This is a genomic window from Pseudomonas sp. I8001 (assembly GCF_013385345.1).
GTDB lineage: Bacteria > Pseudomonadota > Gammaproteobacteria > Pseudomonadales > Pseudomonadaceae > Aquipseudomonas.
This window is the reverse complement of record NZ_JACAQC010000021.1, coordinates 52,942-79,335: the sequence shown is the minus strand read 5'-3', so window position 1 is coordinate 79,335 and position 26,394 is coordinate 52,942. Positions and strand designations below refer to the sequence as shown.

The following is a 26,394-nucleotide window of genomic DNA, read 5'->3' as shown; positions in this document are numbered from 1 at the left end:
CTCCCACATTGGGTTCAGTGGTGAGTTCAGGTGCTAAACAACCCGCCCATCAGCTTCAACCGCTTCTTGTACACCCGCCGCGCCTCCAACGCTTCCTCCAGCGTCACCGCCACAAACCCCGCCCGCTGGTTCGGTTGCATCTGCCCGATCAGATCCAGGTCGGCACTGATCACCGTGCCAATCATCGCGTAGCCCCCGCCCGACACCGCGTCCCGGTGCAGCACGATCGGCTCCAGGCCCGCCGGCACCTGGATCGAGCCGATGGGGTAGCAACTGTCGACGATGTTCGACGGATCGGACCCGGCGCCAAACGGTTGTTCCCGTGGCTGAAAGCTCAAGGCATTGCCGCCCTTGAAGCGATAGCCGATGCGGTCGGCCTCCGACCCCACCGTCCAGGGCTCGGCAAAAAAGCTGCTCTTGGCGGCGGGCGTCAGTCGCTCGTAATACAGCCCCGGCACCACCCGCAGGGTCACGTCCCCACCCACCGATTGGCGCAACGCCATGGGCAAACTGTTCCCCGCCCGCCCTTTGCCGCTGGCTTCGCCCACGGGCAGTTCATCACCCTCCACCAGCCGCCGCCCCTGAAACCCGCCCAATGCGCCGAGGGTGTAAGTCGAGCGGCTGCCCAACACCAGCGGCACATCAATGCCACCGGCCACCGCAAGGTAAGTCCGCGCGCCGGCCTTGGGAAATTCAAAGCGCAGTACTTGCCCGGCGCGCACTTCAAACGCGGTGTCCTGATGCACCACCACGCCGTCCAGGCGCGGCGACATCAGCGCCCCGCACAACGCCACCAAGGCATCCTGCTGAAACTCCAGCTCCGGCCCGATCAACGTGCATTCCAGCCCGGCAGCGCCGATGGGGTTGCCCACCAGGTGGTTGGCCGCGCTCAACGCGTATTGGTCCAGGGCGCCGGATGGCGGGATGCCGAGGTGGTAATAACCTTCGCGGCCAAGATCCTGCACGGAGGTGGCGAGGCCGGGTTTGAGTACCTTGATCATGCCAGCGCCTCCTGCAAGGTTTTCGGGTAGCCGATGGGGTCGGCGAGAAAGGCGTCGAGGGAAAACTCCACCGGGCGGATGCGCAGGTCGAAGCGCCCTGCGTCCACTTCTGCCACGGCCAGGTCATAGGCGTCGCGGTCCATGGGTTTGAACTGCACGATGTCGCCGGGGCGGAAGAACACCATGTGCTCTTTCAGGTAGGCCAACTGCTGTTGCGGGTCGTAGATCGGCGCCGGGGTGACGCCGAACATCTGGTAACCGCCGGCGCCGCGTACCGAATAGATACAGCCAAAGCAGCCGCCATGGCCGAGGGTCAATTTCGGCGTGTCGGTGCGTGGGCGCAGGTACTTGGGCACCTGCAACTGCCGCTCGCGTTCCACCATCTGGAACATGAACGGCAAGCCCGCCACAAACCCCACCATCGAGACAAACCACGGCGCGCCACTGTGGGCCGCGATAAACGCGTCCACATCCGCCAGGCCGTTGATCCGCGCTGCGTATTCCAGGTCGGTACCGGTCGGGTCCTGATGACGGTCGCGAAAGCGCATCAGGGTTTCATGGGTCCAGGGGTCGTTGTACAGCACCGGGATTTCGATGATGCGGGTGTGCAAGGTGCGTTCGGCCACGGCCTGGGCTTCGGCGCTTTGTACCGCGTCGAGCAGCACGTGGGGCGCGATGCGGTCCGGGTCGAAGCGAATCTGGAACGAGGCATTTGCCAGGCAGACGTCCAGCACACCGTCCAGGGCCAGGCGTTCCACCGCGCGGGTGACAGCCATGCCCTTGAAGAAAGCCTCCAGGGACATGCTCTCGCTGACCTCGGCAAACAGGTGTTCATCACCGCCAAAGCTGTAGCGGATCGGGGAAGATTCAGCCATGTCTGTTCCTCTTGGAATCATTGTAGAAAGGCAGGCAAAAAATCAGTCAGACCCGGTGTCTGGGCACCGGTGTCGGTCAGCGGGGTGTGCGTACTTCGATGCCCGCCTGATCCAGCGCTTCACGGGTGGCTTCCACCAGTTCAAGGGCGCCGGGGGTGTCGCTGTGCAGGCAGATGGAATCGAATTCGATAAACAGGTCTTCCCCTTCCACCGTACGTACCAGCCCGGTCTGGCAAGCCCGTAGTACGCGCGCCGCAACCGTCGCCGGATCCAGCGCCCGCACATTGCGGGTAAACACGATGGAGCCGGTGAGATCGTACTCACGGTCGGCATAAAACTCCCGCACCACCGGCTGGCCGAGTTCCTTGGCGATACGCCAGATCACCGAATTCGGCATGCAATACAGCAGCAGCGTGGGCTCCAGCCGTTGCAGGTTTTCCACGAGCAACCGCGCCGCTTCTTCATCCCGCGCCAGGTGCATGTACAGCGCGCCGTGGGGCTTGATGTGTTGCAGCGTGAGGCCCTGCACCCGGGCGATTTCCCGCAGGGCGCCGAGTTGATAGAGCATGTCGTCCACCAGCTCCTGGGCCGGGGCGTTGATATGGCGTCGGCCGAAACCTACGAGGTCGCGAAAACCCGGGTGCGCGCCAATCGCCACGCCCAACTGCTTGGCGCGTTCGACGGTACGGCGCATGGTGCCCGGGTCGCCGGCGTGAAAGCCGGTGGCGATGTTGGCCGAGCTGATGTAGGCCATCAGTTCGCTGTCGACGCCGTCGCCGATGGTCCAGGGGCCGAAGCCTTCGCCCATGTCCGAATTGAAATCCACTGCCTGCATCGGGGTCGCTCCGTTGAAGTTCTTGCGATGGAAATTAGGCTGCCCCTTGACCCCTTGGGAAGATCTATTATCAGATGGCCCATCTTCTGAAAATCAGATACCCGATACTGATCGTTCCCACGCTCCGCGTGGGAACGAGCGGAGAAACCATGTCCCTGACCCTGCGCCAAATCCGCTACTTCGTCGCCACCGCCGAAATCGGCCAGATCTCCCAGGCGGCGATTCACCTGAACATCTCCCAATCGGCGGTGACCACCGCGATCAAGGAGCTGGAAGCGATGCTCGGCGCGCAGCTATTCGTGCGCTCGGCCCAGGGCATGAGCCTGACCGACGCCGGGCGGCATTTCCTCAACCGGGCGTATGTGATTGTGCGCAGCGTCGACGATGCCCTGAACAGCCCGCTGCCGGACTACCGCGCCAGCGGCGTATTGCGGGTGGCCGCCAGCTACACCGTGCTCGGTTACTTTCTGCCGCACCACTTGCAGCGCATGGAACACTGGCACCCGGACGTGACCATCGAGGTCTTCGAACAGGAACGCCAGGCCATCGAACACGGCCTGCTCAACGGCCAGTTCGATATGGCCGTGGTGCTCACCGCCAACCTCACCCACGCGGATATCGTCTCGGAAATCCTCTTCAACTCCGAACGCCGCCTGTGGCTGCCCAGCCATCACCCGTTGTGCGAACGCCCCGCCGTGAGCCTCGCCGATGTGGCCAGGGAGCCGTACATTTTCCTCACCGTCGACGAAGCCGAACAAAGCGCCATGCGCTACTGGGAACAGGCCGGGCAAACCCCCAAGGTGCGGCTGCGCACCAGTTCGGTGGAGGCAGTACGCAGCATGGTCGCCAACGGCAGCGGCGTGGCGATCTTGTCAGACCTGGTGCATCGCCCGTGGTCACTGGAAGGCAAACGCATCGAAACCGTGAGCGTCACCGACAAGGTCACGCCCATGAGCGTCGGCCTGGCCTGGCACCGCGAGCGCGATTTCACGCCGGCGATGCAGGCGTTTCGGGATTACTTCCATGATGCATTCCTGGCGCCGCAGCAGTTGTCTGCCCGGCGTTGAAAGCAGCCTGCAAGGTGGCGGCCAGCCAATCCATGAACACCCGCACCCGCAGCGGCAAATGCCGTTGGCCGGCGTACAGCAGGGACACGTCCAGTGCCGGCGCCGGATAGTCCGGCAGCACCGCCACCAACTCGCCGCTGGCCAGTTGATCGTGAATGCCCAGGGCGGGCACCTGGGTCAGGCCAAAGCCACCGATGCACGCCGCCCGGTAAGCGTCGGTGCTGTTGACCGTGACGCGCCCGGCCATGGGAATCCGCTGCACCTTGTTGCCTTGTACGTATTCAAACCCTGGGGAACGTGAGCCCAGCGGGCGTACGTAATGCACCAGTTGATGGTGAGCCAAATCAGCGAGCGTCCTGGGTACGCCGTAACGCTTCAGGTACGCAGCACTGGCGCAGTTGATCATCGGCATGCTGCACAACAAGCGGGCTACCACCGACTGGTCCGGCTGCGCACCGACGCGCAAGACGCAGTCGAAACCTTCCGCCAGCAAATCAACCTGGCGGTCGGTGCTGCTGATTTCCAGCTCGATCAGCGGGTGCAGGTCCATGAACTCGGGCAGGCGCGGCAGGATCAATTCCCGGGCCATGACATTGGGCATGTCCACCCGAATGCGCCCCGCCAGCTGCGCTTCATCCTGGCGAAACAAGCCTTCCAGCTCTTCCATGTGCGACAGCAAATCCTTGCTGCGCTCATACAGCACGCGCCCGTCCTGGGTCGCCTGGACCTTGCGCGTGGTGCGCTGCAACAGGCGCGCGCCCAGCAACTCTTCCAGCGCCTGCACATGCTCGGAAACCGTGGAGCGCGGCAAGCCCAGGCTCTCGCCCGCCTGGGTGAAACTCGACAGTTCGGTGACGCGCACGAAGGTACGCAGCAACTCTAGTTTGTTCATGGGATTGTTCGCCTTATCCGGCCAGTGATTCCGGCATAGCTCTGTTTATCACGTTATGGCCGGACAAATACACTCAGTCCCACGAACCATCACACGCCCCGAGGACTTCACCATGACCCGTAAAATCGCACTCATCACCGGCGCCAGCCGCGGCCTGGGCAAAAGCGCTGCGCTGCACCTGGCGGCACAAGGCGTCGACATTATCGGTACCTACAACAGCGCAGCGGACGAAGCCCAGGCCGTGGTCGCCCAAGTCGAAGCGCTTGGCGGCAAGGCGGCCATGCTGCAACTGGACGTCAGCCAGAGTTCCACCTTCGAGGCGTTCACCGCCCAGGTCGGCTCGGTATTGAAGGACGTGTTCGGCCAGGCGCACTTCAACTTCCTGATCAACAACGCCGGGATCGGCGCCCACGCCAGCTTCGCCGACACCACCGAAGCGCAGTTCGACCAACTGGTGGCGATCCACTTCAAGGGCCCGTTTTTCCTGACCCAGAAACTGCTGCCGCTGATCAGCGACGGTGGCCGCATCATCAATATCTCCAGCGGCCTGGCGCGCTTCAGCCTGCCGGGTTATTCGGCCTATGCCTCGATGAAAGGCGCGGTGGAAGTGCTGACCCGCTACCAGGCCAAGGAACTGGGTGCCCGTGGCATCACCGTCAACACCCTGGCCCCCGGCGCGATTGCCACCGACTTCAGCGGCGGCGTGGTGCGCGACAATCCGGACGTGAACGCGATGGTCGCCAACAACACCGCCCTCGGTCGCGCGGGCTTGCCGGATGACATTGGCGGAGCGATTTCCACCCTGCTGGCCGACGGCAGCAACTGGATCACCGGGCAACGGGTCGAGGCCTCGGGCGGGATGTTTCTGTAACGCGCTCGGATTCTCCGCTAGCATCAATGCTTTCGGATACCTGACAGGCAATCACCCATGAGTTTTGATCCAGGACTGGCCGGTGGCATGGGCGTACTGGCCGCCGTGGTCGACAGCGGCAGTTTCGCCCGCGCCGCCGACAGCCTGGAGATGACGCCTTCGGGGGTCAGCCGGGCTATTTCGCGGCTGGAAAAACGCTTGGGCATCCGCCTGTTCGACCGCACTACCCGCTCGGTGCAATTGACCGACGAAGGTCGGCGTTTCTACCAGGAAATCGCCCCGCTGCTGGCCGGCCTGGAAGAAGCCGCCAGCTCGGCGGCTGACAGCGCCCTGACGGTTCGCGGGCGGTTGCGGGTGAACATCGACCCGTACTTTTCGCGGCTGGTGCTGGGGCCGGTGCTGGGTGAATTCATGAGCCAATACCCGCAGCTGCAGTTGGACCTGCACACGCGGGATCAACTCGGGGACCTGGTGGCGGATGGCTTTGACCTGGCCATCCGTTTTGGCATTCCGCAATCGTCCTCGCTGATCGCCCGCAAGTTGATGGAAGTGCGGGTGCTGACGTTGGCCTCACCAGCTTATCTCGAGCAGCATGGTCGCCCTTCACACCCCAAGGACCTGGAAGACGGCCAGCACGTGTGCATCGACTTTCGCGACTCCCAGACCGGCCGGCCGTTTGGCTGGGAATTCCACCGGCCGGGCGAGCAGGTCAACATCGCCACCAGCGGGCGGCTGGTGGTCAACGATGCAGGGACCTTGTACAGCGTGTGCGAACACGGCCATGCCGTGGCGCAAATGCTCGACCTTGGGCTGGCACCGGCGCTGGAATCCGGCGCGTTGATCGAGTTATTTCCCGACTGGCCCGACGAGCGCTTCCCGTTGTATGCCTTCTACCCATCGCGGCATTTGCCAGCGGCCAAGGTGCGGGCATTCCTCGATTTTGTGGCCGCCCTACAACCCCTGTAGGAGCTGGCTTGCCGGCGATGACGTATCCAAAATCGCCATCGCCGGCAAGCCGGACTCCTACGCGGTGCGCATCCGTTTCTGCATAATCCGCTCCCGCGCGGCGTCATACGCCCAGTGATACACGTAGGTGTATGGCAGGAAAAACAGCAACACGCCGATGTCGAGGATAAACGCCTGCATCAGGCTGATGTTCAGCCACCAGGCAATCAACGGCACACAGATCGCCACCAGCCCGCCTTCAAACATCAACGCATGCACCACGCGGGTCCACACCCCGCCGGACAGTTGCAGGCGCGCCTTGAGACGGTCGAACAGGCCGTTGAAAATCACGTTCCAGGCCAGTGCCATAAGGCTGATGGCCAAGGTCACGACGCCCATCTCCAGGGCCGGTTTATCCATGATCCACGCCAGCAGCGGTGTACAGATCAACAAGGCCAAACCTTCAAAACCAATGGCCTGCCAAACGCGTTCAGTAATCGACTTAGTGGGTGTCATGACCCGTTCTCCGTGAGTGACGATGGTTGCCATCATTACCCTTTGACTCGATACTTCATAACCAGTAACCATCGATCAAGGCGATAGTCATGGCATCCCACGAAGTGCTTCAGGCGTTTGTGCAGGCGGCGACCCACGGTTCGTTTTCAGCGGCGGCGCGCAAGCTGGGCAAGAGCCAGTCCACCGTCAGCGCGGCGGTGGCCAGCCTGGAGATTGACCTGGATGTGGTGCTGTTTGATCGCAGCAGCCGCAAGCCGACGCTGACCCCGGCCGGGCACGTGCTGCTGCAACGCGCCGAGCAGGTGCTGGAAGCCAGCAGCCGCCTGGAGTTGGCGGCCAGTCAGTTATCCCAGGGGTTGGAACCGAAGCTGAGTATCGCGATGTCCGATACGTATCAGTCGGACCGTTTCGAAACCGCCCTCAGCGCCTTCGAACAGCGCTACCCGGACCTGGAGCTGGAATGCCTGATCGCCGAATGCGAGGACTTGATCGCCCTGGTGCAAAGTGGCCGGGCGCAGATTGCGTTTATCGAGATGCAGGAGGTTTACCCGCCGGACCTCACCAGCACCACCGTGGAAGAGCGCACGGAAATCGCGCTGTTTGTCTCACCCAGACATCCGCTGGCGAACCTTGCGGACATCGACCAGCAAACCCTGGAACAACACCGCGAACTGCGCCTGGCGAGCATCATCAACCCGAATGAAACCCGCGGCCTGGGCCGGGTGTGGTCAGCGCCCAGTTACCTGATGCTGATGGAAATGGCACAACTGGGTTTTGGCTGGGCACCGCTGCCGCGCTGGCTGGTGGAGCGGTTTGGCGGCGACCACCTGTGTGAAATCAAGGCCCGGGGCTGGCCGCGCTCGGTGGCGGTGGACGCGTTGTGGTCACGCCAGCATCCGCCCGGCCCGGCCGGCAGTTGGTTGCTGGGCAAGATGCTGGAATAACGCCGAAACACACTATTCGCAACAATGAAGATCAAATGTGGGAGCTGGCTTGCCTGCGATAGCGGTGTGTCAGTCACCACCGCTATCGCAGGCAAGCCAGCTCCTACATTGAATTTGCGGTGAATTCAAAGGCGCCGTCAGGCGGCTTCAATCTGCGGCGGGCGGTTGTTCTGGAAATACTCATGCAAGGCCCGCAACGCCGGCAACTCCAGGGCCTGGGCGGCAAAGCACAACCCCACCCGGCGCGTCGGTGCCGGCAGGTGCCAGGGGCGAATCACCACCCCGGCCCGCTCCGTCGCCAGCGACTGCGGCAACATCGCCACGCCGACACCGGCCGCCACCATGTGCAATGCCTGGGTCAACGAACCGGCATGCCCGGCTACTGCCTGGGGCGAGCGGCCGTACAAGGCCATCAGCCGTTGGTGGGAATCATGCTGCGGGCAGGTGATCCAGTCTTCGATCGGTGCCCAGGCCTGCTCCTTACCGCCCGCCGCCATCGGGTGCGCAATCGGCAGTGCCATCACGTAGGACTCTTCCCAAAGCGGCAGGAACAATTCGTCCTCGCAGCACATTTCCTCTACCGCCAGGCGCCCTTCTCCTTCGCAGCCTTCCTGCAAGGTCAGCAGCAAACCCGGCAGGCCCTGGTGCGCCATGCGCAGGAAAGTTTCGATCTGGCTGTCGGCAATATCGCCTTCCACACCCAGTTCCAGGGCGATGCGATTTTCGCGCCCGCGAAACAAGCGGCTCAACGCATCGGCCTCGGCCACCATGCGCCGGGCTTGCGGGTACAGCACCCGCGCCTCGTCACTGACCTCGACCCCACGAGGCTGGCGCAGAAACAGCGCCACGCCCAGTTCTTCTTCCAGTTGCTTGATAGTCACCGACAACGTCGGCTGGCTGATGAACAGGCGCTGGGCGGCGGCGGTGATATTGCGTTCCTCGAATACCGCGAGAAACGCCTTGAGATGACGCACATCCATAGTTAATACCGATGACAGACAGAGGAATAAGGCATTTTTCAGCCAGCCGAGGGCTAAATATACTGCGCGCCACGTTCAGTTATTTGTTTTTCTTATTTCAGGAGTTCCATCATGAGCAAGCCATTGATCATCATCACCGGCGCCAGTTCGGGCATTGGCGAAGCCACCGCGCGCTTGCTGTCGGCCGCCGGCCACCCGCTGTTGCTGCTGGCCCGCCGCGTCGACCGGCTGAATGCGCTGGAGTTGCCGAACACCTTGTGTCGCGGTGTCGACATCACCGACCGCGCCGCGCTGGTGGCGGCGGTGAAAGAAGCCGAAGCGCAATTCGGCCCGGCCGATGCACTCATCAACAATGCCGGCGTGATGCTGCTGGGCGCGGTCAGCGAACAGGACCCGGCACAGTGGGAGCAGATGCTCGACGTCAACGTAAAGGGCCTGCTGAACGGCATCCATGCGGTGGCCGGCAGCATGGTCGAGCGCAAGGGTGGCACCATCATCAACGTCAGCTCGGTAGCCGGGCGCAAGACCTTCCCCAACCACGTCGCCTATGTAGGCACCAAGTTCGCCGTGCATGGGATTTCGGAAAACCTGCGGGAAGAAATGTCGCCGCACAATGTGCGTGTGATCACCATTGCGCCGGGCGCGGTGGAAACCGAACTGCTGAGCCACACCACCGACGAAGCCATCAAGACCGGCTACCAGGCGTGGAAACAGGACATGGGCGGCACCGTGCTGAGCGCCGATGATGTGGCTTCGGCGATTGCCTATGCCTACCAGCAGCCGCAGCATGTGTGCATTCGCGAGATCGTGTTGGCGGCGACGCGTCAGCAGCCGTAACTCATTCATCAAGACAACATCGAACAAATGTGGGAGCGGGCTTGCTCGCGAATGCGGTGGATCAGTCACTGAAATGTTGACTGACACACCGCATTCGCGAGCAAGCCCGCTCCCACATTTGGATCTCCGGCACCTGCACTATTTGAGTTCGGCCAATCGCCGCTCGATAAAGCGCTTTTCGGGCACTTGCTGGGTCAATGCCAGCGCCCATTCAAACGCTCGCCGCGCGTCCTCCACTCGCCCCAATCGCCGACAAAACTCGCCCCGCGCCGAGTACGCCAGGTGATAGTCCACCAACTCCCCCCGCGCCAGAATGCCGTCCACCAATTGCAAACCGGCCTGCGCCCCATCGCGCATCGCAACGGCCACCGCGCGATTCAGCTCGATCACCGGCGATGGCATCGCTCCAAGCAACACGTCATACAGCCCGACGATCTGCGGCCAATCAGTCTCATCGGCGCTCACGGCTTCAGCGTGTACCGCCGCAATCGCTGCCTGCAGGCTGTAGGGCCCGAAGCGGCGTGTGGTCAGGGATTTCTCCACCAGGGCGCATCCTTCAGCAATCAACGACGCATCCCACAGCGAACGGTCCTGCTCATCCAGCAACACCAACTCACCGCCGACCGAGGTGCGTGCCGGGCGCCGGGACTCGTGGAGCAACATCAGCGCCAGCAAGCCCATCACTTCCGGTTCCGGCAACAACTCCATCAGCAAACGGCCCAGGCGAATCGCTTCGCGGGTCAGGTCTTCACGGGTCAGGTCGGCGCCCATGGACGCCGAATAGCCTTCGTTGAACACCAGGTAAATCACCCGCAGCACACTGTCCAGGCGCTCGGGCAACTCCGCCAGGGATGGCACCTGATAGGGGATCTTCGCTTCGCGGATCTTGCCCTTGGCCCGCACGATGCGCTGGGCGATGCTAGTGGGCGTGGCGAGAAACGCCCGGGCGATTTCCTCGGTGGTGAGGTCGCAGATCTCACGCAAGGTCAGCGCCGCCTGGGCATCCGCCGCCAGCGCCGGGTGGCAGCAGGTGAAGATCAGGCGCAAGCGGTCGTCTTCCACGTCTTCAACGCTCCAGTCTGCCGCTTCCAGCGCATCGGCTTGCGCCTGCAACAACGGGGTAAAACGCGCCTGGCGACGTAAACGGTCGATGGCCTTGAAGCGCCCGGTCGAGACCAGCCAGGCCCGGGGGTTATCCGGCACACCGTCCTGCCCCCAGCGCTCGACTGCGACGAAGAACGCCTCGTGCAAGGCTTCTTCAGCCAGGTCGAAATCGCCAAGCAAGCGAATCAGGGTCGCCAGGATGCGCCGCGATTCGCTGCGATAAACCGCTTCAACCCGGGCCTGCACCGTCAATCGCGCAGGCCTTCGGTCACCAGCGTCACCAGCCGATCGAGGCTCTGCCCCCAGCCTTCGTGAAAGCCCATGGCTTCGTGGGCCTGCTTGGTTTCGGCGCTCCAGTGCATGGCGCGGGCGGTATAGAGGGTTTTGCCGTCGACGTCTTCGAAGGTGACTTCGGCGGTCATGAATGGCTGGCCCGAAGGGATCCAGCCGGGGGTGAAGGCGTCGGTAAACACCAGCCGACTGGGGGCGGTAATCTCCAGGAATACGCCCTGGGTCGGGTATTCGCTGCCGTCCGACGCGCGCATCAGCGTGCGAAATTGCCCACCCACCCAAAGGTCCATTTCGCACTCGGGAGTGGTCATGCCGTGTGGGCCCCACCACTGCTGCAACAAGGCCGGCTCGGTCCAGGCGCGAAACACGCGGCTGCGAGGGGCATCAATCAAGCGACTGATGGACAGTTCAAATTCGGCGGGTTTGGGTTGAATGCTCATGGGAAACCTCCTGGGTTTTATTGTTGTGATCAGAGATTCAATTCACGCACGGGGCGCACTTCCACACTGCCGACCCGGGCGGCCGGTATGCCGCCGGCCACCTGGATCGCTTCATTCAGGTCCTTGGCTTCGATCAGGTAAAACCCGGCGAGCTGCTCCTTGGTTTCGGCAAACGGCCCGTCGGTGATCGACAACTTGCCATTGCGCATGCGCACGGTGGTGGCGGTGCTCACCGACTCCAGCGGTTCGGCGGCGAGCATGCGCCCGCTGGCCTGCACGGACTGGCCATAGGCGAAACATTCCGGGTCCTTGGGGCTGTCGGGCGAATCGTGCAGCACCTGTTCGTTGCTATAGATCAGGCAGAGGTATTTCATGGGATTCTCCGTTTTCGGACAACTGACTATAGTTCGCGGCGCTCAAGGTTTCAGGTCGAACAGACCGGCGCCGGTTTCCATGTCGAACGGTGCCGACCAATGTTCATGCACCACGTTCCACTCGCCGCCAACGCGCTGGTAGCCGGCGCTGACGCGCATCCAGCAGGTCTTGAGTACGCCGTCGGGCCCGGTGCCGCCACAGTGCGCGAGCCAGTGGGCAAAGGCGCTGTTATCGCCGGCGACGATACGCATCTCATGGAAGTCAAAGACCCCAGGGCCCGGGCAGAACTCCATGCACGCCTTCCAGTGCGCCTGATAGGCGGTCTTGCCCTTGAACTGCAGGGCGCTAACGGCGTCGAACGCGACGATATCGTCGGCGTAAAAGCTAACAATCTTCTCGACATCCTTGGCGGTGACCGCCTGTTTCCATTGTTCGATCAAGCTGCTGATTGCGGTGCTCATGGCAATACTCCTTGCGGGAAAAATCACTGAAGACACCCTTAGTCGACTGAGCCCCGGGCCAATCGACAGTCCCGCAAAAAATAATTGCGACTACCGCAAACCCGCTAGAATCCGCGCTTCTATGTAGGATTTCGGATGCTACGCCGATGGAAACCCGCCTCGTCGCCTATCAGACGTTGACTGCCCTGCAACAACAGCAACTCAACGCCCTGGAAGTGCATCCCGAACAACTGGTTTTTTCCGGCGATATCTACTGTGCGCTGAACACCCTGCTGGTCAATCCGAATCCCGGCGTGGCAGGCTTTGCGTTACTCGCCGACGAGATTCCCGTGGCCTTCCTGCTGCTCAAACGCCCACCCTGCCTGCCCCATTGGGCGGATGAACACAGCGCCACGCTGCATGCGTTGCAAGTCGATCGCCATCAGCAAGGCCTGGGGTTTGGCAAAGCCTGCCTGCAAGCCCTCCCCGCCGCCGCGCGCCTGGTTTGGCCGCAGATCAAGGCGCTGGAGCTGTCGGTGGACACGGACAATGTGGCGGCGATGGGGCTGTATTTGCAGCAGGGTTGGGTGGACAGCGGGGAGGCGTATAAGGGGCGGATTGGGTATGAGCGCCGGTTGGCGTGGGTGTTTTAAACAATAAGGAGCTGGTGAAGATGCTAACAACCCTGGAACAACTCGAATCCCTCTACGGCCTGCCCCACGAACGGGCCGTGCGCAAGGAAATCCCGTTTCTCAACGAGGATTACCAGGCCATGGTCCGCGCGTCACCCTTGGTGGTGGTGAGTTCATCCGGCCCGGACGGCATCGACGGTTCGCCCCGTGGCGACGTGCCAGGTTTTGTACGAATTATCGACGAGCGCACGTTGGCGATTCCGGATCGGCCGGGGAATAACCGCCTCGACACCCTGCGCAATCTGGTGGTGGACCCGCGTATAGCGTTGCTGTTCATCATCCCGGGCATTGGCGAGACGTTGCGGGTCAATGGCCGGGCGCAGATTTCCATCGAGCCTGAGTTGCTGGAGAGCTTTGCAGTAAATGGCAAAGCGGCCCGTTCGGTGATTCTGGTGCAGGTAGAGGCGGCGTATTTCCATTGCTCCAAAGCCTTTGTGCGCTCCGATTGCTGGAACCCGGAAAAGCACTTGGATCGCTCGGCGCTGCCCTCCGCCGGGGCGTTTCACAAGCGCTTGAATGATGGGGCGTTCGACGCCGAAGCCTATGACCGCGAGATGCCGGAGCGGGTCAAGGCCACGCTGTATTGAGAGGCCATTGCAGGAGCGAACGTGCTCGCTCCTGCCAGTGGCGCGGTCAGGCGGATTCGGCGTTGATGGGGATCCAGATTTCCACGGAGCCCGTGCCTTTACCCACATCGAAATCGGCGCTGTAGCGCTCAAAATCAGCCCCGACCACCTTGTACCCGGAGGCCGGCAGCCATTCGAACATGATGCGTTCATAGGTCTGCGCCAGCGCCTGCACCGGGCCAAAATGCGGGAACACGGCATAGCGATGGGCCGGGATTTCAATCGACTGGAAGTTGCTCGGTACATCGCCCTTGGCCGGTACTTCAACGCCGGCCAGGTAGTCAAATTCATCGTGTTTGGCGTTGTGGCACACGCCATAGGTCACGCCGCCGACGCGTTTCTTGATCTCTTTGAAGCAGCTGTCGAACAGCTCCCACAACTTGGGAATATCGCCAATCGTGGCCTTTGAATAACGCCCTTGCACACCCGCGATCACCAGGGCCTTGCCCTCTTCCATGCGCGGCTGTAACGGCAGTTTTGTCTGTTGATCCATCTGAACAGTCTCCTTCTTATGAGGGAACAAACCCGCGTCGAGTATAGGGGCATATCCCCGTTGCACTCCAAGCAGAAATTTTTCCTGCAGCATCTGGACAATTGGCCATCACCGACCGTATTGTCTGCCCCGCAGGCCACCGCAGTGGCCGACGTCGCTCGGACGGTTCCGGGCGCTTACGTATTTCGAGGCAACAATGGCCGAACCCCGTTCGCCGCGCCGCTTTGCGCGCATAGATCGACTCCCCCCTTACGTGTTCAATATCACTGCCGAGCTGAAGATGGCTGCGCGTCGGCGCGGCGAAGACATCATCGACTTGAGCATGGGTAACCCGGACGGCGCCACTCCACCGCATATCGTGGAAAAAATGGTCACCGTCGCCCAACGCGAAGACACCCACGGTTACTCCACTTCCAAAGGCATTCCGCGGCTGCGCCGGGCGATTTCGCGCTGGTACAAAGACCGCTACGAAGTGGACATCGACCCGGAAACCGAAGCCATCGTGACCATCGGTTCCAAGGAAGGCCTGGCGCACTTAATGCTGGCCACCCTGGACCAGGGCGACACGGTGCTGGTGCCCAACCCCAGCTACCCGATTCACATCTACGGTGCCGTGATTGCCGGCGCCCAGGTGCGTTCGGTGCCGCTGATTCCGGGGGTGGATTTCTTCGCTGAACTGGAACGTGCGATTCGTGGCTCGATCCCCAAGCCGAAGATGATGATCCTCGGCTTCCCGTCCAACCCCACCGCACAGTGCGTGGAGCTGGACTTCTTCGAACGGGTGATCGCCCTGGCCAAGCAGTACGACGTGCTGGTGGTGCATGACCTGGCCTACGCCGACATCGTCTACGACGGCTGGAAAGCTCCGTCGATCATGCAAGTGCCGGGGGCCAAGGACATCGCGGTGGAGTTTTTCACCCTGTCCAAGAGCTACAACATGGCCGGCTGGCGCATCGGTTTCATGGTGGGCAACCCGGAACTGGTCAACGCCCTGGCGCGGATCAAGAGCTACCACGACTACGGCACCTTCACCCCGCTGCAAGTGGCGGCGATTGCGGCGCTGGAAGGCGATCAGCAGTGCGTGAAAGACATTGCCGAGCAGTACCGCCAGCGCCGTAACGTGCTGGTGAAAGGCCTGCATGAGCTGGGCTGGATGGTCGAGAACCCGAAGGCGTCGATGTACGTCTGGGCGAAGATCCCCGAGGCGTACGCCGCGATGGGGTCGCTGGAGTTTGCCAAGAAGCTGCTGCTTGAGGCGAAGGTGTGTGTGTCGCCGGGGATTGGCTTTGGTGAGTATGGCGACGACCACGTGCGCTTTGCACTGATCGAAAACCAGGACCGGATTCGCCAGGCGGTGCGGGGCATCCGGGCGATGTTCCGGGCGGATGGGCTGGTCAAGAAAGCTGACGCCTGACCCGATGATCGTTCCCACGCTCTGCGTGGGAATGCCGCCTTGGACGCTCTGCGTCCGCTTGTGACGCGGAGCGTCACAGGATGCGTTCCCACGCGGAGCGTGGGAACGATCACTTACCGCCTAGACCACCAGCGACAGCAACATGATAAAGCCCAACGCCACCACCGACAGAATGGTCTCCATCGCCGTCCAGGTCTTGAACGTCTCGGCTACGGTCATATTGAAGTACTGCTTCACCAGCCAGAACCCCGCATCGTTGACGTGAGACAGCACCAGCGAGCCCGCCCCCGTCGCCAATACCAGCAACTCGCGGTTCACCCCCGGAATCATCCCTACCACCGGCACTACAATGCCGGCACCGGTAATGGTCGCCACCGTCGCAGAACCGGTAGCCACACGAATCACCGCCGCCACCAGCCAGGCCAGCAGGATCGGGTTGATCTGCGCGGTCACCGCCATATGGCCGATCACATCACCTACGCCGCTGGTCACCAGCATCTGCTTGAAGCCACCACCGGCGCCGATGATCAGGATGATCGCTGCAGTCGGCGCCAGGCTGGCGTCGAGCAGCTTGAGGATTTGCTTGGAGCCGATGCCCTGGCGATGACCAAAGGTGTACAACGACAACAGCAAAGCCAGCAGCAAGGCGGTGATCGGGTGACCGATCATGTCCATCCAGTTGCGGATCACGTGGCCGTCCGGCAGGGCGACGTCGGCGAAGGTTTTCAGCAGCATCAGGAACACCGGCAGCAGCACGGTGATCAGGGTGATGCTGAAGCTCGGCAGGGTCTTGGATTCCGGTTGCTCACTGGCCAGTTGGTCCACCAGTTCCTGGGACGGGTTGCCCGGGATGTACTTGGCGATAAACGAACCGTAGAGCGGGCCGGCGATGATCGCCGTAGGCAGCGCGACGATCAGGCCGTAGAGAATGGTCTTGCCGATGTCGGCACCGAACACGCCGATCGCCAGCAGCGGGCCCGGGTGCGGTGGCACCAGGCCGTGTACCGCCGACAGGCCGGCCAGCAGCGGAATGCCGATCTTGATCAGCGACACACCGGTACGGCGCGCAACGATAAACACCAGCGGGATCAGCAACACAAAACCGATCTCGAAGAACAGCGGAATGCCCACCAGGAACGCGGCGAACATCATTGCCCACTGCACCTTCTCCTTGCCGAAGGCCCGCACCAGGGTTTGCGCGATCTGATCGGCACCGCCGGAATCGGCCATCATCTTGCCGAGCATCGTACCCAGCGCGAGGATAATCCCGACAAAGCCGAGCACCCCGCCGAAGCCGTCCTGGAAGGCCTTGATGATCTTGTCCACGGGCATGCCCGAGGTCAGGCCGAGAAAGCCTGCGGCGATGATCAGCGCAATGAACGGGTGGACTTTGAATCGGGTGATCAACACGATCAGGCCGATGATGGTCACCACTGCATCGAGCAGCAGATAGGTATCGTGGGACAAGCCAAACATGGGGGTCTCTCCTGTTTGTTGTTGTTATTAAAGCCGGTAAAAAATTCAGTGCAGGCGGACAGCGCTATCTTGTCCGGCAAAAAATTATTTGTTTGGTTCAAAGCCGTGTTCGAGCCACCAGGCATTGGTTTGCTCGGCCAGTTCTTCGACGCTGTCTACGCTGGCGTTGAGGGCCAGGGTCAACGGCTCGCCCACCGGCGATTCAAGGGTGGCGAACTGGCTGTCTATAAGGCTGGCCGGCATGAAATGGCCGGGGCGATGGGATACACGGTCGGCGGCGACTTCGCGAGTCAGCTCCAGAAACACAAACCCCAGGCCCGGCGCGGCTTCGCGCAGGTGGTCGCGGTATTTCTTCTTCAGGGCCGAACAGGTGAGCACCGGATGCTCGCCGGCCTTGAGCGAGCGGCGCAGCTCATCGCACAGGATGTCGAGCCAGCCGGCGCGGTCTTCGTCGTTAAGGGGATGGCCGGCGCTCATCTTCTCGATGTTCGCGGCGGGGTGAAAGCTGTCGCCTTCGATGGCAGTGGCGCCGTTCAGCAGGCACAGGGCCTCGCTGACGCTGGACTTGCCACAGCCGGAAACACCCATGATCACGAGGGCAGTAACAGGTTGACTCATGAAACACCTCAAGACGCAGATAGCGCTACCTTTGCACGCTGTAAGGCTAGTGCAAAAACAGGCTTTTCCCGCGCCGTCTTGTCATTTTTATGGAGTGACGCGTGCATCTGCTCCAAAGGTTTGAACGGGAACAGGCATCCCGACGTTCAAGAATTTGCAGGGTCTTGGAGACAGCGCTACCTTAGTGCCTCGATTTTTGTTTGGCAAGCCGCCTGATGACTCCCAAGAACGATAAAAATACCCGCACCACGGGCCGCCCTACCCTCAATGAAGTGGCCCGCCTGGCTGGCGTGAGCCCGATTACCGCCTCCCGGGCCTTGCGCGGCATCAGCACCGTGGCCACCGAACTGGTGGAAAAAGTGCAAAAAGCCGCCGCCGAACTGAGCTACGTGGTCAACCCCGCCGCCCGTGCCCTGGCATCTGCCCAGAGCCAGTCGGTGGTGGTGTTGGTGCCGTCGCTGTCCAACCTGCTGTTTATCGAAACCCTGGAAGCCATCCACCAGGTGCTGCGGCCCAAGGGCTTTGAAGTGCTGATCGGCAACACCCACTATTCCCGTGACGAAGAAGAAGACCTGCTGCGCAACTACATGGCCTACCAGCCACGGGGGTTGCTGCTGACCGGGTTTGACCGTACGGAAAGCGCCCGGCGCATGGTGGAATCGAGCAATGTGCCGTGTGTGTACATGATGGACCTGGACCCGGGCGCCGGACTGAACTGCGTAGGATTCTCGCAGTTGAACGCCGGGGAAACAGCGGCGGCGCATTTGATCTCACGGGGGCGCAAGCGGTTGGCCTACATTGGCGCGCAATTGGACCAGCGGACTTTGCTGCGCGGCGAAGGCTTTCGCCGGGCGTTGCAGCAGGCGGGGTTGTACGACCCGGCACTCGAAGTGCTGACGCCACGGCCATCGTCGCTGGGCCTGGGTGGTGAGCTGTTCCTGCAACTGCTGGCCAGCCATCCGGATGTGGACGCGATCTTCTTTGGCAACGACGACCTGGCTCAAGGTGCGCTGCTGGAAGCGCTGCGCCATGGCATCAAGGTGCCGGAGCAGATCTCGGTGCTGGGCTTCAACGACCTGCCCTCCTCCTCGTTCATGGTGCCGCGACTGAGCAGCATCAGTACGCCGCGCGAAGCCATTGGCCGGCGGGCGGCAGAGCATTTGTTGACGGTGATGGCGGGCAACAAGATCGCCCGGCCGGTGGTGGACATGGGGTTTGAGTTGAAGGTGCGCGAGAGTACCTAGGCCGGTCCTGTATACGGGCCATCGGTAAAACGCTCTACGCTAGCCCTTGCGAGTATGAAAATCCACTGTGACTTCTGACAGTATACAAACCTGCGAAAGGCTCATTTAATCAAGCGACTATCCAGTAATAAGAGATAGCAACTGCACGTTAGATGGAGCATCTCGACATGAACCATTCCGACCAGTCCGACCAGTCCAGAATTAACGCACAACCCGTACTAAGCGGGACACTTAAGGTTGAGCAATCCGTAGATGGGCCTTTCGAAGCTACCAGCATTCGGTATGATTTTACCCGGGGCGATCTCTGGTTTCAGGGTGAGTACGTTGATGGATTAGGAAAAATTCAGCTTATTACCCTTGTCCTGCCTTACACGGAAGGTACATTTTCCGGCGGATTCAACCCCAACGCTGCCGGCTATTACACCCGCCGTGCCAATGACACATCACAATCCTGGCATTCAGTGTCCGGCGATTACAAAGCCAACTTTTTTGAAAAGGCTGGAGATCTGGACGGAGAGTTCCACTTTCAGGGTTCTTGGCCAGGCTCGGAGAACCGGCAATTTAAGGGTACTTTCGATATTCAGACTGGCCCCTTAAGCGTAAAAGCCAAACCAGCTTGAGTAGACTGCGCGAACACATACAGGCGGTAGCTGTAGGAAGTGGCTGGTGTTGCTGGCAGCGCCTTGCTCCGTTACCTACAGGTACGTCAGAATCCGCCGGCTTGTGCGCTTGGGTAGGGCTCTCTAAGGTTGCCCGGTCGCTGAATTTCTCAGTGATCGGGTTTAGTAGCCCGAACTGGTTCACTCTTAGTGCATGAGCTTCATCTGTCAGACGATTTTGTCTGTGCTTGATGGCGGCTGTGCGTAGGGCACCTTCGGGTGCGCCGGCTATGAGTGTCCACCGGTCTACTAACCTGCGCGCAGCTGCCTCCTTTATTGTTTAGTAGCGATATGGGGGTGGCCTAATACAGGGCACTTACTATGTTCAAAGCAACTCCAAATCCTCCCGCCTTATTCACCGTCAGCCCCGACGCCAGCAGCGAAAGCCTGATCGCCAACAGCTACGAGACGTTTTCCTCGGTCAGCACGTTATTGCTCGACCTGTCTGATGAACTCACCGGCAAAGACCGCGACACCGCATTGGCGATTCACCAGTTGAGTGAGTTGGGCGTATTGCTGATGGGCAAGCTGATGGACCTGGAATCACCACTGATCTAACAGACCGCACGCGGTCAAACTGTGGGAGCGGGCTTGCTCGCGAATGCGGTGTGTCAGCCGACCTTTCCATCACTGATACACCGCATTCGCGAGCAAGCCCGCTCCCACATTTTTGATCCTGCCCACTTAACAACCTCGCCGTGCCTTCTGGCCCCTGCTAAATTGCCCCCTGCCTTCTCACCCTCGTCAGGAAAGCACCATGGGCCATTTGCTGAAAATCCTCGGTCGCACTTCTTCCATCAACGTGCGAAAAGTCCTGTGGACCTGCCAAGAACTGGATATCCCCTACGACCGCGAAGATTGGGGCATCGGCTTCGCCTCCACCCAGTCCCCCGAATTCCTGGCCCTGAACCCCAACGCCCAAGTCCCGGTGATCATCGACGACAACGGCGTACTGTGGGAATCCAACACCATCTGCCGCTACCTCGTGAGCCTGCACCAACGCCACGACCTGTTGCCTGTCGAGCCGGCAGCCCGGGCCAGAGTCGAGCAATGGATAGACTGGCAAGCCATCGAACTCAACCGTTCCTGGGGTGCTGCGTTTACCGCCCTGGTGCGCAACAACCCGGACGGCCTGGACGCGCCAGCCATCGCCGCCGCGGTAAAGGCCTGGAACGACAAGATGGGCCTGCTAGAAGAGCAACTGATCAAAACCGGCGCCTACGTCGCCGGTAACGACTTCACACTCGCCGACATCCTCATCGGCCTGTCGGTGCACCGCTGGTGGATGACGCCCATGGAGCATCCGTCCTACCCGGCGGTCAGCGCTTACTACGAAACCCTCAGCCAACGCCCCGGCTTCAAAACCTTCGCCCTCGACGGCCACAACTAAAAACAAGGACTACCCAATGAACGGACTCAACGTACTACTCACCGGCGCCTGCGGCCGCATCGGCAAGACGTTTTTCGAAGCCTCGAAAGACCGCTACCGCTTCACCCTCACCGACCGCATCGAGCCGGATTTCGCCCTCGGCGAGCACCGTTTCATCCACGCCGACCTGAGCGACAAAACCGCCCTCGCCGCCCTGCTCGACGGGATTGACGTGATCGTGCACCTGTCGGGCATCCCCCACGCCAGCGCGACCTTCGACGAGTTGTTGCCCAACAATATCCTGGCCACCACCTACCTGTTCGAAGCCGCCGTGGCCGCAGGTGTGAAGCGCTTGGTGTTCGCCAGCAGCGCCCAGACCATCGAAGGCTACCCGGTAGACCGGCAGATCACGCCGGGCATGCCTGTACTGCCCGCCAACCTGTACGGCGTGAGCAAATGCTACGGCGAAGCCCTGTGCGGTTTTTACGCGGCCAAAACCCCGCTCTCCACCATCGCCCTGCGCATCGGTGCGTTTGAATTCCCCGAAACCCACGACCTGAACAACGCCCGCGATCTCAGCGCCTGGCTCAGCCCCCGCGACGCCGTGCAACTGCTGCAACGCTCGGTGGAAACCATCGGGGTGAAACACCTGATCGCCCATGGCATTTCCAATAACCGTTTCAAACGCCTGGACCTCAGCGAAACAACCCGTGTGCTGGGTTACCAACCGGTGGATGATGCGTTCCAGGAATTCGAGATCCCGATCACTTACTGAGTCTTCTGCCCATGTCTTCACCCTCTCTTGCAGACGGTATCGACCCGATCCGCGCCGCGCACATCAGCGCGCGCATTGATCGGTTGCCCGCCGTCGCCACTGTCTGGCGCCTGGTGGCGCTGCTGTCGATTGGCGGCTTTTTCGAGCTGTATGACTTGTTCCAGACTGCCTATATCAGCCCCGGTCTGATCAGTGACGGAATTTTCCACACCGGCAGCCAGGGCGTATTCGGCTTCTCCGACCAGGCGGCCTTTGCCTCGGCGACCTTTCTCGGCCTGTTCCTCGGCGCCAGCCTGCTCAGCCCGATTGCCGACCGCTACGGGCGCCGGGCGATCTTCACCTTTGCGTTGATCTGGTACACCGTCGCCACCGTGTTGATGGGTATCCAGACCTCCGCCCTGGGCATCATCTGCATGCGTTTCCTGGTGGGCATCGGCCTGGGCATCGAACTGGTGACCATCGACGCCTACCTCTCGGAACTGGTGCCCAAGCGCATGCGCAGCTCGGCGTTTGCCTTTGCGTTTTTCATCCAGTTCCTGTCGGTGCCGGCGGTGGCGTTGATGTCGTGGTGGCTGGTACCCCAGGCACCGTTCGGGATTTCCGGCTGGCGCTGGGTAGTGGTGAGCAGTGCGGTATTTGCGCTGTTTATCTGGCAACTGCGCAAGCGCCTGCCGGAATCGCCGCGCTGGCTCGCACAAAAAGGCCGTTTCGACGAAGCCGGGCAGATCATGGACAACCTCGAAGCGCGCTGCCGGAAAGACCACGGCAAGCCACTCGATGAGCCGGAACCGCAAGCCGTCAGCGTGCAGGGCCAAGGGCGCTTCGCCGATATCTGGCAACCGCCGTACCGGCGCCGGGCGTTGATGCTGATTGTGTTTCATGTGTTCCAGGCCATCGGCTTTTTCGGCTTCGGCAACTGGCTGCCGGCGCTGCTCTCGGGCCAGGGCGTGAGCGTCACTCACAGCCTGGGCTATGCCTTCATCATCACCCTCGCCTACCCGTTGGGGCCGCTGCTGTTTGTGAAGGTGGCGAACCGGTTTGAGAACAAATGGCAGATTGTCGGCTCGGCGCTCGGCGCGGTGATCTTCGGCAGTTTGTTCGCGCTGCAAACCACCGCCGTGGGCCTGGTGATCTGCGGGGTGATGATCACCTTCTGCAACGCCTGGCTGAGTTTCAGTTATCACTCCTACCAGAGCGAACTGTTCCCCACCAACATCCGCGCCCGGGCGGTGGGTTTCTGCTATTCGTTCAGCCGGTTGTCGACGGTGTTCAGCAGCCTGTTGATCGGCGTGATCCTCGAACACCTCGGCACGCCCGGCGTGTTGGCGTTTATCGCCAGCAGCATGTTGATCGTGATGATCACCATCAGTTGGTTCGGCCCGCGCACCCGCAACCTGGCGCTGGAGAACATTGCCCACTAGCGGCAAACAATGGCCGGCGGCACGCCAACGCTTGCCGACGGTAGCGGCCCAAAGCCCCGTAAACACGGGGCCATACCACTGGGCACGCTAATTGCTCCACCTGTGGCACCGCCCACATCCACAGGTGTCCTGATCATGCTGATCAACAACAACCCCCAGGCTCAGTCGACGATCCAACGCATCAAGCGCGCAGACATGGACCCGGCCAACGCCGCGGCCAGCGCGCTGTACAGCGGTGCTGCGCAAAACGTGCAACAGGGCACTACCACTGTATCGACCACACAGGCAGCGGCCGACGCCACTGCCGACAACATCAATGCCGCCTTCGCCAAGACCCGTGTGCAGTTGCAAGCCACCACCGCAACCGCCTCGACCACCGATACGGCCAAGACTGACTCCACCACGTCGGCCCGCAGTGACTTCACCGACTACATGAAAAAAAGCCCGGCCGAGCGCATCCGCGAGCAACTGCTCAAGGAACAGGGTTTGACCGAGGATGATGTGAAGAACATGCCTCAGGACAAGCAGGATGCTATTTCCAAGGAAGTTGCAGAACGCCTGAAGGAGCAGCAGGCGCAGCAGGTAGCGGCGAAGACCGCTGACCCGCAGGCGCAGACGGTGAAAGAAACCCTGGCTGCGATCTAAGCCACACCACAAACCAAATGTGGGAGCGGGCTTGCTCGCGAATGCGGTGTGTCAGTCAATCCATGTGCTGACTGACACACCGCATTCGCGAGCAAGCCCGCTCCCACACAAGCTCATTCCACATTTGATCTGCGGTGTTACTGCAATTGCAGTGTCGAGTTGAACTGACTGATCGCATCCACCACATGCCGTGACCCTTCCTGAATCTCAAGGATCACCTGCCCCGCCTCATTCGCCAGCTCCACCCCAAGCCCCGTGCGGCTCAGGCTCGACTGCATGCTCGACACCGCGCTGATCGACAGGTCGTGGTTCTTGCGCACCACATCCACAATCTCGATCGTCGCCTGGCTGGTTCGCGCCGCAAGGCTGCGCACCTCATCCGCCACCACCGCAAACCCGCGCCCATGCTCGCCCGCCCGGGCCGCTTCGATCGCCGCATTCAGCGCCAGCAGGTTGGTCTGGTCGGCGATGCCGCGGATGGTCTGGACGATGGTGCCGATGATGTCCGACTGCTTGCTCACTGCGTCGATGCTCACGGCCGCTTCGTTAAGGTCACGGGAAATTTCTTCGATGATCTGCACGGTCTGCTGCACCACTTCCGAACCCTTGCGGGCGCAGGCGTCGTTTTGCACCGAGGTGGCGTGAGCCGAGTCGGCAGCCGTGCGCAAGGTGGTGACCTGGTCGGTGATGTCGCTGGCGAACTTCACCACTTTGTACAGGCGCCCGTTGGCATCGAAGATCGGGTTGTAGGAGGCTTCCAGGAACAGCGTTTGGCCGAATTTATCTTTGCGCTCAAAGCGGTGGGAGTGATATTCGCCGCGGTTGAGCGAGGCCCAGAATGCCTTGTAGGCCGGCGAATCGGTCTCACCGCGATGACAAAACAGACTGTGGTGCTGGCCGACGATTTCACTGAGGGAATACTTCACCGTCTTCAGGAAGTTGTCGTTGGCATTCAGGATCTGGCCTTGCGGGGTGAATTCAATGACCGCCATGGAGCGGCCGATGGCGTCGATCAGGCTCTGGTTTTCATGCTCGCGGTGAATCCGCGCCGAGATGTCCGAGGCCACCTTGATCACGCTTTGCACCTGGTTGTCGGCACCGATTACCGGCATGTAACTGGCCTCCAGCCACACTTCCTGACCATGCTTGTTCAACCGCATGAAGGTGCCACTGAGGGGCTCGCCCCGCGCCAGGTCGCGCCAGAGCTTGGCGTAGGCGTCGGTGTGGGTGTAGGCCTCTTCGCAGAAAATCCGGTGATGCTTGCCGCGAATTTCTTCGGCGCGGTAGCCCATGGTCTTGCAGAAATTTTCATTGGCATCCAGCACGATGCCGTCGCGATCAAACTCGATCATTGCCATGGAACGGCTGATGGCGGCCAATTTGGCTTTGGCTTCGGTAAGGGCACAGGAGAAACGTTCGATTTCCAGCAGGTCGGATTTGTGTTGGCGGTTGAACATGTCAGATCACCCTTTATTTTCCCGACGCCCACGCGGGCGCATTCCATTCACGGTTTGAATCTTGATCGAAGACCTTTATGGGGAAACCTATCCGAAACGCTTTATATGCCGAGCGTCATCAACGGTTCTGGGTGAGCATAGACAGGCGTTGGCGCTATGCAAGGCCACTAGTCAGCCAGCATTTGCAACAAAGCATTAACCACTGCGGAGGGCGGTTGGTGGCGTGATGTCACCAACGCAAACTCGCGATGCACCGGCTCCGCCAGGGGCATGATGCGCAAGCCTTGGCGCTGGGCCGGCAGGGTCATCTCGGGCACCAGCGTCACTCCCACGCCTTCACGCACCAGGCTGAAAGCGCTGTTCCACTCGCGCACTTCCACCCGCACCTCGCGCAGCACCAGGCCGACTTCCTGGGCCAGGCTGCGGGCGTTGACGGTGCAGCCGCCGGTGGCAAGCACGAACGGTTGCTCCACCAACTCTTCCAGCGTGACCGTTGCCTGCGCCGGGCGCCGGGAAAACCCGTGGGCCATCGGCAGCACCGCCACCCAGTTATCGCGCCCCAGCACGGCGGCATTGCGCTCGGACGGCGGGTTGAGCACCACGCCCAGGTCGATCAGATTCGCGTCGAGCAAGGTGTTCACTTCATCGTCGGTCACTTCCAGGGCCGTGACCTCGATGCCGGGGTAAAGCTGGTTGAACCGACGCAGCAGCGGCGGCAGGAACACCGCCAGCACCATGGGGAAACTCGCGATGCGAATCGTCCCACGCAGCATCGGCCGCGCTTCGTCCACGGTGGTGCGAATCGCCTGCAACGCTTCCAACATCACCCGCGCCTGCTCGATCACTTGCAGGCCCAGGGCGGTAGGCACGGTCTGACGCGCCTCACGCACAAACAACTGCGCACCGAGGTTGGCCTCCATGGCCGCCATCGCCTGGCTGGCGGCGGACTGAGTCATGCCCACTCGTTCGGAGGCGGCAGTGATGCTGCCGTTGTCCGCCACGGCCACCAGCAGGCGCCAGTGCATCAGGTTCATCATGGCAGTAGCTGTCCTTATGGCAGGATTCTGAAAGATTAATTTTACCCAAGGTGCC

The 26,394-nt window shown here is 61.4% G+C and carries 29 protein-coding genes and 2 pseudogenes; 15 read left to right on the top strand and 16 right to left on the bottom strand.

The window, feature by feature from the left end; all coding sequences use genetic code 11:
- Positions 1–26 precede the first annotated feature (26 nt).
- The 3 genes from HX839_RS16090 to HX839_RS16080 all read right to left on the bottom strand — a co-directional run bounded on the left by HX839_RS16090 (position 27) and on the right by HX839_RS16080 (position 2,711).
- Positions 27–1,001, bottom strand: a complete 975-nt coding sequence (locus HX839_RS16090) for a biotin-dependent carboxyltransferase family protein (RefSeq protein WP_177008453.1) — start codon at positions 999–1,001, stop codon at positions 27–29.
- Complete coding sequence (locus HX839_RS16085; protein WP_008432967.1) at positions 998–1,876, bottom strand: allophanate hydrolase subunit 1; 879 nt, start codon at positions 1,874–1,876, stop codon at positions 998–1,000. Before HX839_RS16085 ends, HX839_RS16090 begins: the two co-directional genes overlap by 4 nt.
- Before the next feature lie 76 nt (positions 1,877–1,952).
- Complete coding sequence (locus tag HX839_RS16080) at positions 1,953–2,711, bottom strand: 5-oxoprolinase subunit PxpA (protein ID WP_003211441.1); 759 nt, start codon at positions 2,709–2,711, stop codon at positions 1,953–1,955.
- 149 nt (positions 2,712–2,860) lie between these two features.
- Between HX839_RS16080 and HX839_RS16075 the strand changes: the two genes are divergently transcribed.
- Positions 2,861–3,778 carry a LysR family transcriptional regulator gene (locus HX839_RS16075; RefSeq protein WP_003211439.1) on the top strand — a complete coding sequence of 306 codons (918 nt, stop codon included), beginning with the start codon at positions 2,861–2,863 and terminating at the stop codon, positions 3,776–3,778.
- Here the strand turns inward: HX839_RS16075 and HX839_RS16070 are convergent.
- Positions 3,699–4,670 (bottom strand): LysR family transcriptional regulator, encoded by a 972-nt coding sequence (locus HX839_RS16070; protein WP_177019370.1) that lies wholly within the window; start codon positions 4,668–4,670, stop codon positions 3,699–3,701. The two genes, HX839_RS16075 and HX839_RS16070, sit on opposite strands and share 80 nt — an antisense overlap.
- Positions 4,671–4,782: 112 nt before the next feature.
- Between HX839_RS16070 and HX839_RS16065 the strand changes: the two genes are divergently transcribed.
- Positions 4,783–5,541 carry an SDR family NAD(P)-dependent oxidoreductase gene (locus tag HX839_RS16065; protein ID WP_003211435.1) on the top strand — a complete coding sequence of 253 codons (759 nt, stop codon included), beginning with the start codon at positions 4,783–4,785 and terminating at the stop codon, positions 5,539–5,541.
- A gap of 57 nt (positions 5,542–5,598) precedes the next feature.
- Entirely contained in the window at positions 5,599–6,507 is a 909-nt protein-coding gene (locus HX839_RS16060) for a LysR family transcriptional regulator (protein WP_177067313.1), read from the top strand.
- A 57-nt stretch (positions 6,508–6,564) separates the two neighbouring features.
- Here HX839_RS16060 and HX839_RS16055 read toward each other — a convergent pair whose 3' ends face one another.
- Positions 6,565–7,002 carry a multidrug/biocide efflux PACE transporter gene (locus HX839_RS16055; RefSeq protein WP_177019371.1) on the bottom strand — a complete coding sequence of 146 codons (438 nt, stop codon included), beginning with the start codon at positions 7,000–7,002 and terminating at the stop codon, positions 6,565–6,567.
- A gap of 89 nt (positions 7,003–7,091) precedes the next feature.
- On the opposite strand from HX839_RS16055, the gene HX839_RS16050 reads away from it, so the two are divergent.
- Positions 7,092–7,946: a LysR family transcriptional regulator gene (locus HX839_RS16050; protein ID WP_087693158.1), complete on the top strand. Its 855-nt coding sequence runs from the start codon at positions 7,092–7,094 to the stop codon at positions 7,944–7,946.
- Positions 7,947–8,083: 137 nt separating this feature from the next.
- Here the strand turns inward: HX839_RS16050 and HX839_RS16045 are convergent, their stop codons facing one another.
- The gene (locus HX839_RS16045; RefSeq protein WP_008431643.1) at positions 8,084–8,926 is read right to left on the bottom strand and encodes a LysR family transcriptional regulator; all 843 of its coding nucleotides are present in this window, start codon (positions 8,924–8,926) and stop codon (positions 8,084–8,086) included.
- A 111-nt stretch (positions 8,927–9,037) separates the two neighbouring features.
- Here HX839_RS16045 and HX839_RS16040 point away from each other — a divergent pair, with 111 nt between their 5' ends.
- A complete protein-coding gene (locus tag HX839_RS16040) occupies positions 9,038–9,763 on the top strand; it encodes an SDR family oxidoreductase (RefSeq protein ID WP_177067312.1) in 726 nt (241 codons plus the stop codon).
- Positions 9,764–9,901: 138 nt separating this feature from the next.
- Here HX839_RS16040 and HX839_RS16035 read toward each other — a convergent pair whose 3' ends face one another.
- From HX839_RS16035 to HX839_RS16020, 4 genes are read right to left on the bottom strand one after another with little or no spacing between them, the layout of a single operon-like run.
- Positions 9,902–11,113: an RNA polymerase sigma factor gene (locus HX839_RS16035; RefSeq protein WP_177067333.1), complete on the bottom strand. Its 1,212-nt coding sequence runs from the start codon at positions 11,111–11,113 to the stop codon at positions 9,902–9,904.
- A gap of 2 nt (positions 11,114–11,115) precedes the next feature.
- Positions 11,116–11,598 (bottom strand): SRPBCC family protein, encoded by a 483-nt coding sequence (locus HX839_RS16030; protein WP_177067311.1) that lies wholly within the window; start codon positions 11,596–11,598, stop codon positions 11,116–11,118.
- 29 nt (positions 11,599–11,627) lie between these two features.
- Positions 11,628–11,972 carry a YciI family protein gene (locus HX839_RS16025; protein WP_003213107.1) on the bottom strand — a complete coding sequence of 115 codons (345 nt, stop codon included), beginning with the start codon at positions 11,970–11,972 and terminating at the stop codon, positions 11,628–11,630.
- A gap of 42 nt (positions 11,973–12,014) precedes the next feature.
- Positions 12,015–12,434 (bottom strand): nuclear transport factor 2 family protein, encoded by a 420-nt coding sequence (locus tag HX839_RS16020; protein WP_177067310.1) that lies wholly within the window; start codon positions 12,432–12,434, stop codon positions 12,015–12,017.
- Between the two features lie 146 nt (positions 12,435–12,580).
- Between HX839_RS16020 and HX839_RS16015 the strand changes: the two genes are divergently transcribed.
- Both HX839_RS16015 and HX839_RS16010 read left to right on the top strand, forming a co-directional pair.
- Complete coding sequence (locus HX839_RS16015) at positions 12,581–13,066, top strand: N-acetyltransferase (RefSeq protein WP_177067309.1); 486 nt, start codon at positions 12,581–12,583, stop codon at positions 13,064–13,066.
- Between the two features lie 20 nt (positions 13,067–13,086).
- A complete protein-coding gene (locus HX839_RS16010) occupies positions 13,087–13,692 on the top strand; it encodes a pyridoxamine 5'-phosphate oxidase family protein (protein ID WP_063027754.1) in 606 nt (201 codons plus the stop codon).
- Between the two features lie 46 nt (positions 13,693–13,738).
- Here the strand turns inward: HX839_RS16010 and HX839_RS16005 are convergent, their stop codons facing one another.
- The gene (locus tag HX839_RS16005) at positions 13,739–14,224 is read right to left on the bottom strand and encodes a GyrI-like domain-containing protein (RefSeq protein ID WP_177019373.1); all 486 of its coding nucleotides are present in this window, start codon (positions 14,222–14,224) and stop codon (positions 13,739–13,741) included.
- 196 nt (positions 14,225–14,420) lie between these two features.
- Between HX839_RS16005 and alaC the strand changes: the two genes are divergently transcribed.
- On the top strand, positions 14,421–15,638 hold the full coding sequence (gene alaC, locus HX839_RS16000; protein WP_003213096.1) for an alanine transaminase: 1,218 nt from the start codon (positions 14,421–14,423) through the stop codon (positions 15,636–15,638).
- A gap of 120 nt (positions 15,639–15,758) precedes the next feature.
- On the opposite strand, the gene HX839_RS15995 is transcribed toward alaC, so the two are convergent.
- Positions 15,759–17,114: a GntP family permease gene (locus tag HX839_RS15995; protein ID WP_008431626.1), complete on the bottom strand. Its 1,356-nt coding sequence runs from the start codon at positions 17,112–17,114 to the stop codon at positions 15,759–15,761.
- Positions 17,115–17,198: 84 nt separating this feature from the next.
- Positions 17,199–17,732 carry a gluconokinase gene (locus tag HX839_RS15990; RefSeq protein WP_008431624.1) on the bottom strand — a complete coding sequence of 178 codons (534 nt, stop codon included), beginning with the start codon at positions 17,730–17,732 and terminating at the stop codon, positions 17,199–17,201.
- A gap of 212 nt (positions 17,733–17,944) precedes the next feature.
- Between HX839_RS15990 and HX839_RS15985 the strand changes: the two genes are divergently transcribed.
- The 7 genes from HX839_RS15985 (at position 17,945) to HX839_RS15955 (ending at position 23,845) form a co-directional block, all read left to right on the top strand.
- Entirely contained in the window at positions 17,945–18,976 is a 1,032-nt protein-coding gene (locus HX839_RS15985) for a LacI family DNA-binding transcriptional regulator (protein ID WP_167665540.1), read from the top strand.
- A 167-nt stretch (positions 18,977–19,143) separates the two neighbouring features.
- Positions 19,144–19,596 carry a hypothetical protein gene (locus HX839_RS15980; protein WP_177067308.1) on the top strand — a complete coding sequence of 151 codons (453 nt, stop codon included), beginning with the start codon at positions 19,144–19,146 and terminating at the stop codon, positions 19,594–19,596.
- A gap of 360 nt (positions 19,597–19,956) precedes the next feature.
- Positions 19,957–20,193, top strand: coding sequence for a DUF6124 family protein (locus HX839_RS15975; RefSeq protein ID WP_087693164.1), 237 nt, complete (start codon positions 19,957–19,959; stop codon positions 20,191–20,193).
- Between the two features lie 199 nt (positions 20,194–20,392).
- Positions 20,393–21,025 (top strand): glutathione S-transferase family protein, encoded by a 633-nt coding sequence (locus HX839_RS15970; RefSeq protein ID WP_177067307.1) that lies wholly within the window; start codon positions 20,393–20,395, stop codon positions 21,023–21,025.
- A gap of 16 nt (positions 21,026–21,041) precedes the next feature.
- The gene (locus HX839_RS15965) at positions 21,042–21,779 is read left to right on the top strand and encodes an NAD(P)-dependent oxidoreductase (RefSeq protein WP_177054573.1); all 738 of its coding nucleotides are present in this window, start codon (positions 21,042–21,044) and stop codon (positions 21,777–21,779) included.
- A gap of 11 nt (positions 21,780–21,790) precedes the next feature.
- Positions 21,791–23,200, top strand: a complete 1,410-nt coding sequence (locus tag HX839_RS15960; protein WP_087693167.1) for an MFS transporter — start codon at positions 21,791–21,793, stop codon at positions 23,198–23,200.
- Positions 23,201–23,335: 135 nt separating this feature from the next.
- Positions 23,336–23,845 carry a hypothetical protein gene (locus HX839_RS15955; protein WP_003213081.1) on the top strand — a complete coding sequence of 170 codons (510 nt, stop codon included), beginning with the start codon at positions 23,336–23,338 and terminating at the stop codon, positions 23,843–23,845.
- A gap of 137 nt (positions 23,846–23,982) precedes the next feature.
- Here HX839_RS15955 and HX839_RS31885 read toward each other — a convergent pair.
- From HX839_RS31885 to HX839_RS15945, 3 genes and pseudogenes are all read right to left on the bottom strand, one after another.
- Positions 23,983–24,408, bottom strand: a pseudogene (locus HX839_RS31885) (methyl-accepting chemotaxis protein); the annotation flags it as partial.
- Between the two features lie 165 nt (positions 24,409–24,573).
- Positions 24,574–25,197: pseudogene (locus HX839_RS31880) on the bottom strand (PAS domain-containing protein); the annotation flags it as partial.
- A gap of 272 nt (positions 25,198–25,469) precedes the next feature.
- Positions 25,470–26,339 carry a LysR family transcriptional regulator gene (locus HX839_RS15945; protein ID WP_177067306.1) on the bottom strand — a complete coding sequence of 290 codons (870 nt, stop codon included), beginning with the start codon at positions 26,337–26,339 and terminating at the stop codon, positions 25,470–25,472.
- Positions 26,340–26,394: the final 55 nt, after the last annotated feature.